Origin of the sequence: Bradyrhizobium zhengyangense (assembly GCF_022012555.1) — a bacterium.
GTDB classification, from domain to species: Bacteria; Pseudomonadota; Alphaproteobacteria; order Rhizobiales; family Xanthobacteraceae; genus Bradyrhizobium; species Bradyrhizobium zhengyangense.
On sequence record NZ_JAKLTZ010000001.1, the window covers coordinates 843,446 to 861,736 of the forward strand.

The 18,291-nt window shown below is 63.9% G+C and carries 14 protein-coding genes; 4 read left to right on the forward strand and 10 right to left on the reverse strand.

The genetic code is table 11. The annotated features are described in order from the left end of the window. Nucleotides 1-92: 92 nt before the first annotated feature. Both L6639_RS04090 and L6639_RS04095 read right to left on the reverse strand, forming a co-directional pair. Nucleotides 93-782, reverse strand: coding sequence for a VOC family protein (locus L6639_RS04090; protein ID WP_237859080.1), 690 nt, complete (start codon nucleotides 780-782; stop codon nucleotides 93-95). 129 nt (nucleotides 783-911) lie between these two features. After that, a complete protein-coding gene (locus L6639_RS04095) occupies nucleotides 912-1,583 on the reverse strand; it encodes a sensor histidine kinase (RefSeq protein ID WP_237859441.1) in 672 nt (223 codons plus the stop codon). Nucleotides 1,584-1,920: 337 nt separating this feature from the next. On the opposite strand from L6639_RS04095, the gene L6639_RS04100 reads away from it, so the two are divergent. The 3 genes from L6639_RS04100 to L6639_RS04110 all read left to right on the forward strand — a co-directional run bounded on the left by L6639_RS04100 (nucleotide 1,921) and on the right by L6639_RS04110 (nucleotide 6,776). Continuing rightward, nucleotides 1,921-4,758, forward strand: a complete 2,838-nt coding sequence (locus L6639_RS04100) for an ATP-binding protein (protein ID WP_237859082.1) — start codon at nucleotides 1,921-1,923, stop codon at nucleotides 4,756-4,758. 118 nt (nucleotides 4,759-4,876) lie between these two features. After that, a complete protein-coding gene (locus L6639_RS04105) occupies nucleotides 4,877-5,584 on the forward strand; it encodes a hypothetical protein (RefSeq protein ID WP_237859085.1) in 708 nt (235 codons plus the stop codon). A gap of 199 nt (nucleotides 5,585-5,783) precedes the next feature. After that, nucleotides 5,784-6,776 (forward strand): helix-turn-helix domain-containing protein, encoded by a 993-nt coding sequence (locus tag L6639_RS04110; protein WP_237859086.1) that lies wholly within the window; start codon nucleotides 5,784-5,786, stop codon nucleotides 6,774-6,776. Nucleotides 6,777-6,928: 152 nt separating this feature from the next. Here L6639_RS04110 and L6639_RS04115 read toward each other — a convergent pair whose 3' ends face one another. From L6639_RS04115 to L6639_RS04145, 7 genes are all read right to left on the reverse strand, one after another. Continuing rightward, the gene (locus tag L6639_RS04115; RefSeq protein WP_237859088.1) at nucleotides 6,929-7,909 is read right to left on the reverse strand and encodes an ABC transporter ATP-binding protein; all 981 of its coding nucleotides are present in this window, start codon (nucleotides 7,907-7,909) and stop codon (nucleotides 6,929-6,931) included. Continuing rightward, nucleotides 7,906-8,895, reverse strand: a complete 990-nt coding sequence (locus L6639_RS04120; protein ID WP_237859090.1) for an ABC transporter ATP-binding protein — start codon at nucleotides 8,893-8,895, stop codon at nucleotides 7,906-7,908. The genes L6639_RS04115 and L6639_RS04120 overlap by 4 nt, the downstream gene beginning before the upstream one ends. A 15-nt stretch (nucleotides 8,896-8,910) precedes the next feature. After that, nucleotides 8,911-9,834, reverse strand: coding sequence for an ABC transporter permease (locus tag L6639_RS04125; RefSeq protein WP_237859092.1), 924 nt, complete (start codon nucleotides 9,832-9,834; stop codon nucleotides 8,911-8,913). Further along, nucleotides 9,831-10,772 (reverse strand): ABC transporter permease, encoded by a 942-nt coding sequence (locus L6639_RS04130; RefSeq protein WP_237859093.1) that lies wholly within the window; start codon nucleotides 10,770-10,772, stop codon nucleotides 9,831-9,833. The genes L6639_RS04125 and L6639_RS04130 overlap by 4 nt, the downstream gene beginning before the upstream one ends. Nucleotides 10,773-10,789: 17 nt before the next feature. Next, nucleotides 10,790-12,394, reverse strand: a complete 1,605-nt coding sequence (locus L6639_RS04135) for an ABC transporter substrate-binding protein (protein ID WP_237859094.1) — start codon at nucleotides 12,392-12,394, stop codon at nucleotides 10,790-10,792. Nucleotides 12,395-12,573: 179 nt separating this feature from the next. Continuing rightward, on the reverse strand, nucleotides 12,574-14,043 hold the full coding sequence (gene hydA, locus L6639_RS04140; protein ID WP_237859095.1) for a dihydropyrimidinase: 1,470 nt from the start codon (nucleotides 14,041-14,043) through the stop codon (nucleotides 12,574-12,576). A gap of 45 nt (nucleotides 14,044-14,088) precedes the next feature. Then, nucleotides 14,089-15,021 carry an N-carbamoyl-D-amino-acid hydrolase gene (locus L6639_RS04145; RefSeq protein ID WP_237859096.1) on the reverse strand — a complete coding sequence of 311 codons (933 nt, stop codon included), beginning with the start codon at nucleotides 15,019-15,021 and terminating at the stop codon, nucleotides 14,089-14,091. A 679-nt stretch (nucleotides 15,022-15,700) separates the two neighbouring features. Between L6639_RS04145 and L6639_RS04150 the strand changes: the two genes are divergently transcribed. After that, the gene (locus L6639_RS04150) at nucleotides 15,701-16,837 is read left to right on the forward strand and encodes an MFS transporter (RefSeq protein WP_237859097.1); all 1,137 of its coding nucleotides are present in this window, start codon (nucleotides 15,701-15,703) and stop codon (nucleotides 16,835-16,837) included. Nucleotides 16,838-16,844: 7 nt separating this feature from the next. On the opposite strand, the gene L6639_RS04155 is transcribed toward L6639_RS04150, so the two are convergent. Further along, nucleotides 16,845-18,287, reverse strand: coding sequence for a PepSY domain-containing protein (locus L6639_RS04155; protein ID WP_237859098.1), 1,443 nt, complete (start codon nucleotides 18,285-18,287; stop codon nucleotides 16,845-16,847). Nucleotides 18,288-18,291: the final 4 nt, after the last annotated feature.

Genomic DNA, 18,291 nt, shown 5'->3' on the forward strand with positions numbered 1-18,291 from the left:
TGATCATCACAAGATGCGCCGTGCAAACGCATTACGGCGCGAGATCGGCTATCGCGCGCCGTGAATGCCGACCTATCGGCTAAGGTCGTAAGTCAGGTCGGCAGCGGCTGACCGGCTTGCTCGCGCACGATGTAATCGGCGTACCAGACCGGCCAGTTCTCGTCGTGTCCGCCAGTCAGCTTCTCGTGTTCGCCATGCGCCGCTGCCGCGCGCCGCAGCGCGCCTGCAAGTTCGCTTGACGAGGTGAACGTGGTGTCCGTGGCCTCGATCCGACCCGGCAGCCGCGTCGTGATCTCCTGAAACAGCCAGCAGTTGCCATCTGGATCTCTGAAGGAGGCAAACGAGCTGTAGCTGCCGCGTTTTGGATCAGCACCGTTGAGCCTGATACTGCCGAACAGGTATGGCTCGTCCGTGCCGGCGTGAACATCGCCGCCACCGTGAAAGGGTTCGCTGATCTTGACGCCACGCGCGAGCAGATCCTGTCGTGCGGCTTCGAGGTCGGAGACGATCAGATACAGGCCTTGCGCCGAGCCGGGCTCCGCTGACGTGACGTTCTTGCCGAAGATCACCGAACAGGCTGAGCCCGGCGGTGTGAACTGAATGACGCGCCAGCCGTCGGCAGAGGCGAAATCCGCATCCAGCCTCCAGCCAAGACTGGCATAAAATGCCTTGGCGCGATCCACATCCGACACGGGGATCACGACGACCTCGAGCTTGAGGTCGACGGCACGCGATTTCGCCGGGTTGGCGGCGGCTGTGTGATTCATCCCGGCGATGGTCATGTCGCACTCCCTGATTTGAGATACGGGCTCGGCACCGAGACCGTTTGTGACACCACGAGTTTTGCGCGAACGATGAAATAGTGCTCGCTATCGGTTGTTATGCTTCGTTAGCGAATGTGCGCCACTTCCTCACGCAGCAGCGAGCGGCATGGCGATGGTGACACGTGTGCCGCCCCGCCCGGCTTCGCCATGCATCCGGGCACAGATGCTGCGCGCCAAGCCCTCGAGGATCCGGCTGCCGGCCCCTTGAAGCGGTCCGGTCGCGCCGACGCCATTGTCGGCCACTGCGCAAAGCCAGCTGCCCTCGCGGTTCACAACCTCGATGCGGATCAGCGCGCCGTTCTTGCATGGAAAGGCATGCTTTGCCGCATTCGTAATCAGTTCCGTCAACATCAGCGCGAGCCGGTGGCACTGCCAGGCCGGCAGCGCCCCGTTTTCGACCGATGCTTCGCAGCGGATGCCGGCCGGTTCCAGCACCGCTTCGGAAAGCGCACCACAGAGCTTTTCGAAGAAGGCTCCGACGGAGATCTCCGAGAGGTCGTCATTGTCGGACAAGAGCTGATAGAGCCTGCCGAAGGCGACAATCCGCCGCTCCAGCCGCTCCACCGCAACCGACATGTCCCGGCCTCCGGCCCGCGTGAAGTCGCGACGGACTGACGCGCCCAGCAGCGTCAGCGTGTTTTTCATACGATGGTGAGACTCACGCAGGACGAGTTCCCAGTCGCGCGAGACGTCGTCCAGATTGGCGACATAATGTGATCGAACGCCCCTGTCGTTCGGCCGAGCGCTGATATCGGGCATCATAGCTTCCCCCATTGAAATTGGGCCTAACTCGAAGCCTATACTGATGCAGACCCGCCGCTCACGCTCGTTAGACGTTGCAAGATTGTGTTATGATTGCATGGCGCGTGATATCTTCGGGCCATGGCACAAGCTTCAGCCTGAAGCACTCTGATATTTCCCGCTTCCCGCATAAGCCGTTCGCGTTTAAACAAAATTCGCGGCGTTTCATCCCAACGCTTTCGACCCGGTCCTATGCCTGTTGCTCGATTTCGCCGCTTTCGGCCGGTTTACTCTCGGTAACGTTCTGGTAGATCAAACAGACAGCAGCTCTTTCCTTTCGCTGGAACCATGGCGCGTGCCGGACACTAACGACCAGGACTCAGCCATTTCCTTCGGGGCCTTCCGGCTGTTTCCGCGGTCCAGGCTGCTCGAAAAGGATGGCGTGCCGCTGCATCTCGGCGGCCGCGCGCTCGACATTCTGATCTTTCTCGCCGAGCGTGCCGGCGAGGTCGTCGACAAGCGGGAATTGGTCAAGCGGGTCTGGGCCGATGTGAATGTCGATGAGGGCAGCCTGCGATTTCACATCACGTCGCTTCGCAAGGCGCTGGGCGATGCCGGCGAAGGCTCCCGCTATGTGGTCAACGTGCCTGGCCGGGGCTATTGTTTCACGGCGCCGCTGCTCCGCGCGGCACCTGCAGAGATCAGGACCGGCGCGGTTGTTTCCGCACTTCGCTCCCTGCCCGCCCCGCTTGCGAAGATGATCGGCCGCGACGACGCGGTCGAGAAGATCGGAGCCGAACTTTCCCTGCATCGGTTCGTCACCATCGTCGGCCCCGGCGGCATCGGCAAGACCTCCGTCGCGCTCGCCGTGGCGCATGGCCAGTATGCGGCCTTCGACGGCCAGGTCTGCTTCGTCGATTTTGGCGCGCTGACGGACCCTCAGCTCGTCCCTGGCACGATCGCCGCAGCCCTTGGCCTGACCGTCAGTTCCGACGACCCGCTACCGGGGCTGCTGCAGTCGCTGAGCAGCCGCCCGATGCTGCTGGTGTTCGACAGCTGCGAGCATATCATCGACGAGCTCGCCCCCCTGGCAGAGCGCATCGTGCGGGAAGCCCCTGAGCTGCATATTCTCACCACCAGTCGGGAATCCTTCCGCACCGAAGGCGAACGGGTATACCGGCTGTTTCCGCTGGATTGTCCGCCGCAACGCGACGGACTGAGCATGGCCGACGTCCTTGCCTATCCGGCCAGCCAGCTTTTCGTCGAGCGGATCGCCGAGAGCCTCAGCGAATTCGAACTCAGCGAGGAGGATGCGCCTCTCGTCGCCGATATCTGCCGGCGCCTGGACGGCATTGCGCTCGCGATCGAGCTTGCCGCCGGGCGAGTCAATGCCTACGGCATCGCCGGCACGGCATCGCTGCTCGACAGCCGTTTCTCGCTGCTTTGGCGGGGACGTCGCACCGCTATACCCCGGCACCAGACGCTGAGCGCGGCGCTGAGCTGGAGCTACGATCTTCTCCCCGTGGCGGAGAGCGCGACCTTGCGCGGATTGTCGATCTTCGTCGGACCATTCACGCTGGAAGCTGCACTCGCGGTCGCCGCAAGTCAGAGCATCGACGAAGCCGAGGCGGTCGAAGCGATCACTAATCTGCTCTCGAAATCTCTCATTGCGACCTCGCCTGCGGAACGTCGGCTGAGATACCGCCTGCTCGATACGACTCGCGCATTTGTCGGCGACAAGCTCGTCGAGAGCGGAGAATCGGCCCGCGTCGCGCGCGCCCACGCCGAATATTTCCGCGATTTCCTGCACAACATCTCGGCGAAATCGACGGGCATGCAGAGCGCGGGCGGTTTCCTGCCCTATGCCGATCATCTGCCCAATGTGCGCGCCGCGCTAACGTGGAGCTTCTCGGAAAGTGGCGACCGCACGGTCGGCGTGGACCTGGCCGCGTCAGCCGCGCAGTTCTTCCTCGAGCTGACCTTGCTGACGGAATGCCATAGCTGGACCCAGCAGGCGCTTGCATCTGCGGATACCATCGACCGCCGCAAGGAAATGGCCTTGCAGGCGGCCCACGGCGTGTCCGTGATGTTCACCCAGGGCAATGCGGAAGGGGTCCGCTCCGCATTCACGCGCAGCCTGCAACTGGCCGAGGAACTCGACGATCTGCACTGGCAGCTCTGGCTGTTGCGCGGGCTGCATATCTATCTCACCCGGGTCGGCGATTTTCACGGTGCGCTCGGCACCGGCGAACAAGGCCAGGCCGTCGCCAGGAAGCTGAACGACCCGACCAGCACGCTGAACGTCGAGTGGATGCTGGGGGTGGCCCATCATCTGATCGGCAACCAGGACAAGGCTGTTCAGTTCTGCGAGAGCGCGATGGTGGACAATCCGGGCTCACAGCGGCTGAATATCGGCCATCTTGGCTATGACGACCGCATTGTCGCGCTGGTGGCTCTGGCGCGAGGGCTCTGGCTCAGCGGCCGGCCCGATCGCGCCATCGAGGCGGCGCGCTACACCGTGAGGGAAGCCGAGCAGCTCGAGCAACCGCTGACGCTCGGCATTTCCCTGATCTGGACCATCTACGTGTTTCTGTGGGTCGGTGACTGGACCAGCGCCGAGAGCCTGATCGAGCGGCTGATCGATCACGCCGCGCGGCATTTTCTCGGCCCCTATCACGCGGTCGGTATCGGCCAGAAGGGCGAGCTTCTGCTCCGCCGCGGGGATATCGCCGGAGGCATCGAGCATCTTCGCCGCAGCCAGGCGACCTTGTACGCCACGCGGCACCGGATCATGACGACGGTGTTCGCAACGGCGCTCGCGGAGGGGCTTGCGGCCCAGAACCAGGCTGATGAGGCGTTGCGCACGATCGATGAGGCCATCGCCCAGATCGGCGATCACGGCGAATCCTTCGACATGCCGGAAATGCTCCGGGTCAAGGCGGACATTCTGGTGCAATCCGCCCGGGCGACGGAAGCCGAAGCCTGGCTCCAGCAATCGCTCGCCTTGTCGCGCCGGCAATGCGCGCGCGGCTGGGAGCTGCGGGGGGCGATGAGCCTCGCTCGCGTCTGGCTGCAGGCCGGTCGAAAGAGCGACGCCCAGGCCCTGCTGGCGCCGATCGTCGCGCACTATCAGGAAGGCCTGTCGAGCCGCGACCTGGTCGCCGCCAAAGGGCTGCTGAGCACCCTGAATTAGAAGCGTCTTCAACGGGATACCGCAAAATCACGTTCTTGCAACTCCTAACAACTTCTAACACGCCAAGCCGCCCGCGCCCCGCCATGGTGACGACAATTCATGGTGGATGCAGTGAGACATGGCACTTCTTGATGATGCGATCGACGCCTGCGGGGGACTGGCCCGCTGGGACAGCTTGAGCCGGTTCACTCTGCATCTGTCGGTCGGCGGTAGCCTGTTTTCCGACGCCGGACATGCCCGCGAATTCAAGGATGTGACCGCGGAAGGATCGACGCGCACACAATCGGTCCGTTTCACTGGAATCACCGGCGGCGAGCAGTCCGGCGCCTTTCAGGCGGACGCGATCACGATCGAGAGCCTGGATGGCCAGGTGCTGCGAACCTGGCGAAACCCAAGCCTTGACTTCCCGACCAACGGCACGCATGCGCTGGCGGACGAACTGCATCTGGTGTTCTTCTGCGGCGTCCAGATCTGGACCTATCTCACGACACCATTCCTCCTCGCCCGTCCTGACGTCGTGGTGGAGGAGCTGCCGCCCTGGCAGGAGAACAGCGAGACGTGGCGATGCCTTCGCGCGCAATTCCCGTCGAGCCTCATCAACCTTGCGTCCGAGCAAATCTTCTATTTCGACGAGAACGCCTTGCAGCGACGAGCCGACCACGATCTCCTGGGCGCGCGTGTCGCGCACTATTCGTGGGCCCACGAGAATTTCTGCGGCATCGTGGTGCCAACCCTCCGACGCACATTGACGCGACAGCCTGACGCGGCCGTGATTGCCAAACCCGTGCTGATCGACGTCGAGATCTTCGATGCCGTCTTCGAGTGACCGATAAGTCCCTGACATATTGGCTTAAGTTGAGGTCGCTGCGACTGGCCGCGGCATCCGATCCACCCCCACATAATCTAACAGATCCTAATCACCCCTAACGGGCGTCCGAGCCTGCCCAGGCCTATCCTGTGAGCATGCCGAGGATGCGTCTCCACCGATCCTCGCGAACGATCGCGCAGCTCAGAAGGAACAGGCAATGCTGACCGAATTGCAGAGGGCCCACGCCCGGATCAATCTTCCGGCCGGTCGGGGGAATCACGAAGCGCCCCGCGCCGCCAAGGCGATCACCCGGGAAAACGAGTGGCGTCAGATCGCTTGCAGCGCGCAGACCGAGCTAGACGACATCACGATTTCGCGGTGGGAGAATTCCCGCGAGACCTCCTGGCATTCAGCGACGACGCCGTCCGATCGCTATTTTGTCGGCATTGCGCTGAAGACGACGCGGGCCACCTTGACCAGGGGCCGCCGGATCATCTTCGACGGCACCATGCCGTCAGGCACGCTATTTGTCAGCGCGCCGTCGCGGCAACTGAGCGCACAATTCCAGTCGCCTTGCGCCTTCCTGCACCTCCACATCTCCGCCGAGCAATTCCCGACGCGGTGGTCCGTAGCCGCAGCCGAAGGTCTCGACGACCTCATTCTGCTGCGCGATCCACTCGCTGCGGGACTGGCCAGAGCGCTCGCCGAGCAAGGCGACGCTGCCGGACATCAATTCGCGCATTGCATTGGCCAGATTCTGGCGATGCATCTGGCCCGGCCCGAATTGCCGCGCGCCAAGGTCAATGCCTTGCCAAAATGGCGCCTGCGGCGCGTCGAACAACACATCGCCGCTCATTTCGAACGCGGCATCAGCCTGTCCGAGCTCGCCGGCGTCGCGGGCCTTTCCAGGATGCATTTCGCCGCGCAGTTCCGTGCAGCGACCGGATATCGTCCGCGTGAATATCTGCTCAATCATCGCATCGAACAGGCGAAGTCGCTGTTGACGACGACCGAGAGACCGTTGGCGGAGATCGCTCTGGCAGTCGGCTTCAGCACGCAGGCGCACTTTTCGACCGTCTTCAAGCGCGTCAGCGGCGAGACCCCGGCGCGCTGGCGTGCGGCCAGCAAGAACCACCGGCCTGACGTTGAAGCGATGCCACGACGACGCCCGTCATGGGATCAGGACCACATCGTGAGCACGGCTGCATGACAACACCGTCGATACCGCTCTTCGCGTAAGTGCCCTGCCGCTTGCGCCGGCTCGCGCCCTCCTCCTCCCGGGCCTACGAGCCTCTTGGGGCCGCCCTGCCCCCAACAGGACGGCCTCTTTTTTATGGCTGCGTTCAGCATCACGACTGCGCCCTATCCCGCCGGCAGCGCATCCAGATGACAGGCGACCCATTGCTCGCCTTCTGAACGAAGGTGCGGCTCTTCGGTCCGGCAACGATCGAACACAAACGGGCAGCGCGTATGGAAACGGCAGCCTTTTGGAGGATTGATCGGGCTCGGCACGTCCCCGCCGAGAATGATGGGATTGCGCTTGGCCCCGGGCTCCGGCAGCGGCACCGCCGAGAGCAGCGCTTTGGTATAGGGATGTCGGGGTGCTGCAAAGATCTCACGGCGTGGCGCAATCTCGACGATCTTGCCGAGATACATCACCGCGACGCGGTGGGTCATGTGTTCGACGATTGCGAGATCATGGCTGATGAACAGCAATGCAAGGCCAAACTCGCGCTGCAGATCCTGCAGCAAATTGACGATCTGCGCCTTGACCGAGACGTCGAGCGCAGAGACAGCCTCGTCGCAGACGATCAGCTCGGGCTCAGCCGCGAGCGCCCGGGCGATGCCGATGCGCTGGCGCTGGCCACCGGAGAACTCGTGCGGTCTGCGGTTCAGCGCCTCGCGCGGCAGGCGCACCGTGTCCATCAGCGCGGTCACGCGCGTCTCGAGATCGGTTGCCGATTTGGCGAGGCCGAAATTGCGGATCGGCTCGGCCAGAATGTCGCGCACCCGCATGCGCGGATTGAGGCTGGAGAACGGATCCTGAAAGACGACCTGAATGCGTTGCCGCAGCTGGCGCATCGTGCTCGGATGTGCGTCGTCGATACGCTGACCGTCGAGGACAACCTGGCCCGAGGTCACATCGAACAGCCGCAGGATCGCGCGGCCGACCGTCGACTTGCCGCAGCCGGATTCGCCGACCAGCGACAGCGTCTCGCCACGCGCAATCTCGAACGACACGCCGTCCACGGCATAAACGAATTCGGTTTGTCGCCCGAACAGGCCCTTGTTGACTGGAAAATGTTTCTTGAGGTCGTTGACCTGGAGCAGAGGGACACTCATGCCGCGACGGCTCCCTTGGATGCGTAGTGGCAGGCCGCGATATGGCCCGGGCCCTTCTCTTCGAGGCCCGGCGCGTATTGCCGGCACAGATCGGTCGCCAGCGCACAGCGGCCGGCGAAGACGCAGCCGGCGATCGGTTTGCGCAGATCGGGCACTTGCCCTGGAATTTCAGCGAGCCGCGTCGTGGTGCCGGCGAGCGACGAACCGAGCTTGGGCACCGCGCCGAGCAATCCTTGCGTATAGGGATGGCGCGGCGAGCGGAACAGCTCGGCGACCGGCGCCTCCTCGACCTTGCGGCCGGCATACATCACCATGACGCGCTCGGCGATCTCGGCAACGACGCCGAGATCGTGGGTGATCAGGATGATCGCGGCGCCGACACGACGCTTCAGATCGAGCATCAGCTTGAGGATCTGCGCCTGGATGGTGACGTCGAGCGCGGTGGTCGGCTCGTCGGCGATCAGGAGCTTTGGATTGCAGGCGAGCGCAATCGCGATCATCACGCGCTGGCGCATGCCGCCGGAGAGCTGGTGCGGATATTCGCGGACGCGCCGCTTCGGCTCGGGAATGCCGACGAGCGTCAGCATCTCGATCGCGTGCGTCTCTGCCGCCTGCTTATCCAGGCCCTGATGGATCATCAGCGTCTCGCGGATCTGGCGGCCGACGGTCAGAACCGGGTTGAGGCTCGTCATCGGCTCCTGGAAGATCATCGAGATGTCGTTGCCCCTGATGGCCCGCATCTCGCGGTCGGACATCCGCAGCAGATCCTTGCCGGCGAAGCGGATCGCGCCCGCGATCCTGCCCGGCGGCTCCGGGATCAGCCGCATCAGCGACATCGAGGTAACCGACTTGCCGCAGCCGGACTCGCCGACAATGGCGAGCGTCTCGCCCTCATTGACATGAAAGGACACACCGTCCACCGCGCGGTTGATGCCGCTGGGGGTACGGAAATGGGTCTGGAGATTTTCGACCTCTAACAACGCCATCGCGATCAGCCCCCGTCAGAGACGCTTGGCCATGCGCGGATCGAGCGCATCGCGAAGGCCATCGCCGAGCAGATTCACGGCGAGCACGGTGATCGACAGGAACGCCGCCGGGAAGAACACGATGTAGGGCTTGACCTGCCATAGTGCGCGCCCCTCGGCCATGATGTTGCCCCAGGACGGAATGGTGGGTGGCGTGCCGGCGCCAATGAAGGACAGGATCGCCTCGGTGATCATGGCGCTGGCGCAGATATAGGTCGCCTGCACCAGCATCGGCGCGACCGTGTTGGGCAGGATGTGGCGCAGGATGATCATCGGCGCGCGCGTGCCGCATGCGACCGCCGCATCCACATAAGGCTGCTCGCGCAGTGACAGTACCACGCTGCGGACGAGGCGCGAGACGCGCGGGATCTCGGCGACGGTGATTGCCAGGATGACGTTGCCGACGCTGCCGCGCGTCAGCGCCATCAGCGCGATCGCGAGCAGGATCGGCGGGATCGACATCAAGCCGTCCATGAAGCGCATCAAGATGCTGTCGGCCCAGCGGACGAAGCCCGAGACCATGCCGATGGCAAGACCGGCCGCGGAGGCGAAGATCGCGACCGACAGCCCGACCGTCAGCGAGACCCGTGCGCCGAACAGCACGCGTGAATAGATATCGCGGCCCAGCGCGTCGGTGCCGAACCAGAAGACTGCCGACGGCGCCCTCGTGCGTTTGGCAGGCGCGAGCGCAGTCGGGTCGACCGTCCACAGATACGGCGCAAAAACCGCGATCAGGACGAGCATCAGCAGCAGCACGCCGCCGATTGCGACGGTGGGATGGCTGCGCAAGAACCCGATAAAGCCACGGCGGATCGTGACCGGCCGGAGGATGTCAGGCAATTGCGGCGCAAGCACGAGGCCGGCCGGCAGCACCTGTGGATTGACGGTCGTGTCGGTCAATAGCGGATCCTCGGGTCAACGAGCGTGTAGGTGACGTCGATCATCAGATTGACAAGGACGTAGACAAAGCTGAACAGCAGCACGATGCCCTGAATGACCGGATAGTCGCGCCGCAGGATCGCATCGATGGTGAGGCGGCCGAGGCCTGGGATCGCGAACACGCTCTCGGTCACGACCGCGCCACCGATCAGTAGCGCGATGCCGATGCCGATCACGGTGACGATCGGTACCGCAGCGTTCTTCAGCGCGTGAATGAACAGGATGCCGCCCTGCCCGAGGCCCTTCGCCTTGGCGGTGCGGATATAGTCCTGCTGCAATACTTCGAGCATGGCGGCGCGGGTGATGCGCGCGACCAGCGCGATATAGACGCAGCCGAGTGCGATTGCCGGCAGGATCAAATTCTGCAGCCAGGGCCAGAAGCCCTGGTTGAGCGGCGTATAGCCCTGCACGGGGAGCCATTCGAGCTGGAGCGCGAAGACATAGGCGAGGACGTAGCCGACGACGAAGACAGGCAGCGAGAAGCCGAACACGGCAAAGCCCATGATGGCCCGATCGATGAAGCTGCCGGCCTTCCACGCCGCGACGACGCCTAGCGGCACCGCGACGACGATCGTGAGCAGCAGCGTGACCATCATCAAAGACAGTGTCGGTCCGAGACGCTGCCCGATCATCGTGGACACCGGCAGGTTGGTGAAGATCGAGGTGCCGAGATCGCCGTGCATAAGACGCCACATCCAGCTTCCGAACTGGATCAGGAACGGCCGGTCGAGGCCAAGGCTCTGGCGGATGCGCTCCACATCCTCCGGGCTCGCCTGGTCGCCCGCGATCACCACGGCCGGATCACCCGGCGCGATGTAAAGCAGGCCGAACACGAACAGTGCGACAATCGCCATCACCGGCAAGGTGGCGACGATGCGCCGGAGGATGTAGGAGAGCATCTGGCCTCAGCGCAGGATCATGCGGTCTTCGACACGCCCCAGAAGAACGGCAGCGGCCCCTTGGTGACACCGGACACGTTCTTGCGCCACGCGGTGTAGCTCAGGAAGAAACCGGTCGGCGCGTAGACGACGTCATCCATCGCCGCCTTGTTAAGACGGCCGATTGCGGCCTTCTCCTCGTCGAAATTCTTGGCTTCGAACCAGGACGTGACCTCCTTCTCCGTGCCGGCACTGGTCGGCCAGCCGAACCAGGCCTTGTCGCCATTGGCCCGAATGGCGGTGTAGGGCGCAGGATTGATGCAGTCCGCGCCTGCATGCCAAGTGTGGAACATGTTCCAGCCGCCCTGTCCCGGCGGCGTCTTCTGTGCGCGGCGCGAGCCGACCGTGCCCCAATCCGTCGCCACGAAGTCGACATTCATGCCGAGCTTCTTCAAAAGATCGGCCGTCACATCGCCCATCGCCTTGGTGATCGGCTGGTCCTGCGCGACGAGACACGTCACCGGCTGACCGGAATAGCCGCTCTCCGCAAGCAGCTTCTTGGCGGCATCAAGGTCACGCTTGCCCTTCAGGATGTCACCGCCCATTTCGGTGTAAAGCGGCGTACCTGGCGTGAAGAAGCCGGGCAGCGGCTTCCACAGCGAGTCGTCGTCGCCAACGAGCGCACGCATGTAGTCTTCCTGGCTCATCGCCATCAGCACGGCGCGCCGCGCGCGCACGTCGTTGAAGGGCGGATACAGGAAGTTCATGCGGAAGGAGCCGATATTGCCGAGGGGGTCGCCGATATCGACATTGATGTTCTTGTTCTTCTTCAGCACCGGAACGAGATCGGCGATCGGGTTTTCCCACCAGTCGATCTCGCCATTCTGCAACGCCGCCGCTGCGGTTGCCGGATCCGGCATGATCACCCATTCGACGCGATCGACCAGGATCTGCTTGCCGCCCGCGAGCCAGGACGCTTTCTCTTGCCGCGGCGCATAATCGGCGAATTTTTCGAACACCGCTTTCGCGCCCGGCACCCACTCGCCCGTCAAGAACTTCATCGGGCCGGAGCCGACATAATCCGAGATCTGCTTGAACGGATCGGTCTGCGCGATGCGCTCCGGCATGATGAAGGCGCAAGGCGAATTGTTCTTGGCAAGCGCATAGAGCATCTTCGGAAAGGGTTGCTTCAGGACCCATTTGAAGGTGCGGTCGTCGACGGCCGTGAGCTCCTGCTGGATCGCCTTGAGCATCAGGCCCATGGGATCGCGCGCAGCCCAGCGATTGAGGCTCGCGACGACGTCCTTGCTCAGCACCGGCTCGCCGTCATGGAATTTCAGGCCCGAACGCAACTTGAACGTCCAGGTCATGCCGTCGTCGGTCACTTCCTCGGATTCGACCATCTGGCGTTGTGGTACGAGCGAGGAATCGACGCCGTAGAGCGTGTCCCAGACCAGGGCCGCCGCATTGCGCACGACATATTGGGTGCCCCAGATGGGATCGAAATTGGCGAGATTGGCCTGCGGCACGAAACGCAGGGTGCGGGCTGAGGCGCCTTGCGCGATCGCCGGAGCCGAGAGGCCACCGGTCAACGCCAGACCGCTCGCGCCGGCCAGTCCCTTCAATACGGTCCTGCGATCCATAATATCCTCCCAATCATGCCGTGATGCCGGCCGTTCATTGGCCAAAGCGAGGTGAAACAGAGCCCATTGGCTTGCAAATGGTATGCCAGCAACCGTTCCTCGCTAGCAGGATATTGGCGACTTCCGGCTGTCGCTGCGCAGCTGCGCGGACAACGATCTTCATCGCGCGGGGCGCGCGATCACAGCAGTCTGGCTCCGAAATTCCGCTCCGGATCCATGTCCGCGACGAGCCGGCCGGTCGGCTTCGCCGCTTCGCCGCCGCTGCGCGCCAGGAATTGGCCACTGCCCGCACTGGCGAGGCATTTGCCGCCGTCGACGATCAGCCGGCCGCGTGACAGCACCGACACCGGCCAGCCTTTCAGCTTGCGTCCAGCGAACGGCGTGTAGCCGGCGAGATCGTGCATCATCTCGTCGGCGATGACGGTCTCGCGATTGGGATCCCAGATCGCGATATCGGCATCGGCGCCGACAGCGATCGAGCCTTTGCGCGGATGCAGATTGTAGATCTTGGCGGGCGCCGTCGCGGTCAGCTCGACGAATTTTTCGAGACCCAGGCGTCCTTTCGAGACCATCGCGTCGAACAGCAGCGGCAAGCGCAGCTCGAGTCCCGGCAGGCCATTGGCGACCTGCTTGAAGTTCGGATTGGGGCCGGCGCGCAGCTTGCCGGTCTCGTCAAAGCGATACGGCGCGTGATCCGACGAAATGGTCTGGAGATCGCCGAGCGACAATGCCTGCCACAGCGCTTCCTGGTCGGCATGCGTGCGCGGCGGCGGGCTGCACATCCACTTCGCGCCTTCCGCGCCGGGCTTGTCGAGATCGCCAGCAGTGAGGAACAGATATTGCGGACAGGTCTCCGCGAACACCTTCAACCTCTGCCCGCGCGCATCACGGATCACCCTGGCACCCTCAGCGGTCGAGACATGGAAGATCATGATCGGCTGGTCGAGCAGCGCCGCCATGCCGATCAGCCGCGTGAAGGCTTCTGCTTCCGACACGCGGGCGTGGCTGACGGCATGGTATTTCGGCATCGTGTAGCCGCGTGCAAGCAAGCGCTTCACCATCCAGGCGATGATGCCGTGGTTCTCCGCATGCGCACACAGCATCGCGCCGGACTGGCGCGCCGCCAGGAGAATATCGAGCAGCGGCTCGTCATCGACCTTGAGCCGGTCATAGGTCATGAAGATCTTGATCGACGCATGCCCCTGCTTCACCAGCGCGGGAATGTGCTCTTCGACCGTTTCCTTGGTCGCGTCCGCGATGATCATGTGAAAGGCGTAGTCGATCACGGCGCCCTTCCTGGCGAGCGCGTGATAGTCCTCCACCACCTGCGGCAGCTTCATCCCGACATGCTGGGCCGCGAATGGAATCACCGTGGTGGTGCCGCCAAAGGCTGCCGATACGGTCGCGCTCTCAAACGTGTCGGCATTCATGATTCCGGCCGCAGAGAGCTGCTCGATATGCGCGTGGCTGTCGACGCCACCCGGCAGCACCAGCTTGCCCCGCGCATCGATCTCGCGCTTGGCTGGCGGCAAGCCGCGGCCCATCGCAGCGATGGCCTCGCCGGAGATGGCGACGTCGGCCTCGAACACGTCGGTCGTGGTGGCGACGCGCCCGCCGCGGATGATGAGGTCGTAGGTGGGTTCTGTCACGGGGCACTCCATCGTGGTCGTCAGCTTGCGGGAAGACCGGTGGCGTCACTTCGCCGGTGGCGGCACCGCGCCGGTCCGGCTGGTGATCAGGCCGTAATGCTCGATGCGGCGGTGCCGGGCGAAATCGAAGATCGTGGTCTTGCCGAAGGTGGTGGCATCGAGGTCGCAAGCATGGACCAGAACCTCATCACCGTCGGTCTTTGCTTCAGCGACGATCTCGCCATTGGGATCGACGATCAGGCTGCCGCCGAACAGCGCATGCCCGTCCTCGACGCCGGCCTTGGCGACGGCAACCACCCAGGTCGCGTTCTGATAGGCGCCGGCCTGCACGGAGAGGCGGTTGTGAAACAGGCGCTTCTCGACACCCTCCTCGCCTTGCTCCGCATTCACCGACGGCGTGTTGTAGCCGATCAGCACCATCTCGACGCCCTGCAAGCCCATGACGCGATAGGTCTCGGGCCAGCGGCGATCGTTGCAAATCGCCATGCCAATGATGCCGCCGAGCTCGCGCCAGACATTGAAGCCGAGATCGCCCGGCTCGAAATAGCGCTTCTCCAGATGCTGATGCGATCGATGTGCCTCGTATTCGACATGACCGGGCAAATGGACCTTGCGATATTTGCCGACGATCTTGCCGGATTTGTCGGTCAGAACGGCCGTGTTGAAGTGGTGGCCATCGGGCGTCAGCTCGGCATAGCCGAAATTCATCGCGATTCTGTGCTGCGCCGCGCGCTCGAACAGCGGCTTGGTCGCCGCATTCGGCATCTCGCGCTCGAACCAGTTGTCGAATGCCGCGCGGTCCTCGACATACCAGCGCGGGAAGAATGTCGTCAGCGCCAGTTCCGGATAGACGATGAGATCAGCACCCCTGGCTTTCGCCTCGTCCATCAGCGCGATCATGCGCTTGACCACGGCCTCGCGGCTGTCGGCCTTCTGAATCGGGCCCATCTGGGCGGCGGCAACTGTGACGAGACGCATCAGCGATATCCTGATTTCTTGACGACTTTTTTTGGCGAGGCTGACGATCGCAGCTTCAATGGCGGGTCGGCGCGCAGCATAACGTGGCCGAGCGACGCTTTTCCAGCCAAGCAGCTTTCATGCCGTCCGCCTTTCCCGTTTGGCACCTGCAGCCGCACCACAATAAACCCTCGGGCGCGGAGATGATGATGCACGCCTAGAAGGTGCGGCTCGCGACCATCACGGCGGGCCGAACTGCCCGCGGAATGAGCACGCAAGTGTAGGGAGAAACGTGCAGCGCGCCACGGATTTTTCCGTGCGAATAGCGACTTTCGCCGCGCCGCACTCGGAGCAAACGAACCGTTTGGCTAATTTGCAGGCGCTCGAATCGCGATATCCGATCGTCGGATGCCTACGAGCTATGCACAGCGGTCAGCGCAGCTTCCATTTATTTGTGCCCCTAGGGTCCATCACCGCCATCCGCGGCTCGCGCGACGGCCGATATATGCGACAAATCCGAACTTCGGTAAAATGGAATGTTCTGATGTGCGGGGGTTGACCGAGCAGGTGACCGCGCAAGGAACGACATCACAATGATACAAAACGTCAACTCACCGCGCTGCCGGAACTCTGGCCTTCGCTTCCCGTTGATGATCTAAGCACACCCCTCACCCGCGCGCTTCCCTCCCGGAGTCCATCGATGACCTCAGCCGACCGGCCAGCGACGCGGCTCGCCACGCGCCTCTCGTTCCTGGTCGCCGGATTTGGCCTTGCGTGCTGGGCGCCGCTGGTCCCGTTCGCGAAGGCGCGGCTCGCGGTCGACGACGCCGTCCTCGGCCTGCTGCTGCTCAGCCTCGGCATCGGCTCGGTCCTCGCGATGCTCGCGACCGGTATCCTGAGCGCACGTTACGGCACCAAGCCGATCATCATCGCCGGCGGGATCGGCCTTGCCCTGATCTTGCCGCTGCTGGTCGTCGCCGGCACGCCCGTGGCATTGGCGCTGACGCTGCTCGCGTTCGGTGGTGCGCTCGGCTCGATCGATGTCGCCATGAACATTCATGCTGTCGAGGTCGAACGCGCGGCGAGCGAGCCTTTGATGTCGGGCTTCCATGCACTCTTCAGCATTGGCGGCTTCACCGGATCCGCGGTGATGACGGCGCTGTTGTCGCTGCATCTTGGGCCGCTCGGAAGCGCCCTGATCTGTTCCGCGCTGATGCTGATCGCGATGGCGATAACCTGGCCGCGCCTCCTGCGAAGGGCTCAGGCGCAGGAAGGCCCGCTATTCGTGCTGCCGCACGGCATCGTGCTGTTGCTGGCGCTACTCGCGGCCGTCACCTTCCTGATCGAAGGCGCAATGCTCGACTGGGGCGCACTGCTCGTCATCGACGCAGGCCTCGTCAGCGAGGCGCGAGGCGGCATCGGCTACATCGTGTTCTCGATCGCGATGACCACCGGCCGGCTTGGCGGCGATGCCGTCGTGGCACGGATTGGCGATCGGGCGACACTGATCGGGGGAAGCCTGCTTGCGGTCGCGGGCCTTGCCGTGCTGCTGCTGGCACAGAGCGCGTCCGTTGCCATCGCCGGCTTCCTGCTGATCGGCCTCGGCGCGTCGAACCTCGTGCCGGTGCTGTTCCGCGGCGCGGCGCGGCAAACGGCCATGCCCACCGGGCTCGCGGTGGCGTCGATCACCACCGCCGGCTATGCCGGCGTTCTGATTGGCCCTGCCGGCATCGGTTTTGTCGCCCATGCCGTCGGATTGCCGGCGGCCTTCTGGATGCTCGCCGCGCTGATGTGCGTCGTTACGCTGTCGGCGCGCGCCGTGACCAGAAACACTTAATGGCGCGTCATGCCGCTTTGGTCGCAAATGTCGCCCGCAAACGCCGCCAGCCGATCGCGATGCCGGTGACGGAAAACACCAGGCCCAGTGCGCAAAGTCCGACGATCAGGCCATCGCGCAGGCGCGGATGCGCCATGAGAACGGGGAGATCGAGCGTGTGCAGCGCGCTGTAGGCCCAGCGATAGGCCCGCCGCGAGGCATCGAGCCGCTGCACGATGCTGCCATCGGCACCATCGACGTCGAACCAGAGATCGCCGCAGCGGGAGCGATAGACGGGCGCACCGGGGACGATGGGACGGGCGGGATAGGCGTCGTTGTCGGCAAGAACGGACGCCGCGTCACATCCGGCCGCCAAACGTGGTGTCAGGCTGGAGACGTCCTGCTCCTCCAGGAATGCCATCTGCCGATCGCGGGCTGGCTCGCCTGCTTTGATCAGGGTCTGGCTGCCAAGGTCTGTCCGATCGCGCCGATAGGCGCTGCCATTGAAGGCGAACCATTCGACTTCACGGGATGACGTCGATAGCGGCCGCTGATCGAAAGATGGAGCCGCGCGCCAGTCCGGCACCGCATTCGTCACGCTCGCCTCAGCCGCGGTCAATTGCCCGCGTGAGAACAGCCGGCCGTGATCCATGGAGAGCCAGCCGCTGAAGATCCAGGCCAACACGAACATAGTCGAAAAGAGCCCGATGATGTGGTGCAGCGCGTGCCAGCCGCGGTAAGGCGACGAGATCTGGCGTCCGCGAATCCTGATCCTGATCACACCGAGCACCGCGCCGAACATTGCCCCGATCAAGGCCAACAGCGACAGCGTCCAGATCACGCGATCCCACAGCGCCCAGTTGCTCCTGAGAACCGCTGGATAGATCCAGTGCAGGACGCTGCCGACCCAATTCCAGCCACGCTCGCTGCGGGTTGTGTCCAGTACGACCTCACCGGTGCGCGACGACACGTAGACTTCCGTTCCGGCCGCATCGCCGAGAGCGATGCGGAACAGCGGCCGGTGGCGATCGAAGCCGTTGGGGACGCTCCATTGATCGTAGTCCGCGCGCGCAACGATCGTGGCGCGTGCGGCATCGAGCCCGCGTCGGCGGGCATGGTCTTGCGCAATGGCGAGCGCGGTATCGGGAAACTCCACCGACGCGTCGGCCCCGTCTGACGAATGGACAGCCCGCACGCGCGACGGTCCCGACACGACATAGACCGACCCGTCGCCGCGCTGGATCAAGCGAACGCGCGTGGCGCCGGTGATTCCGCTCGCGGTCACGGCATCGGCAACAGCCATGACGGCCGGCCCGCGCTCCACCGGCGCCAGGCCGGCAAGGCGCTCCGCCTCGGTCAACGACGGAAACGGAACGAAATGCATCACAATTCCGCTCGCAAACCACATCGCGAACATCAGGCAGAACGCGATCCCAAGCCAGCGGTGCAAGAGGACAATCGCGGCCATCATGCGT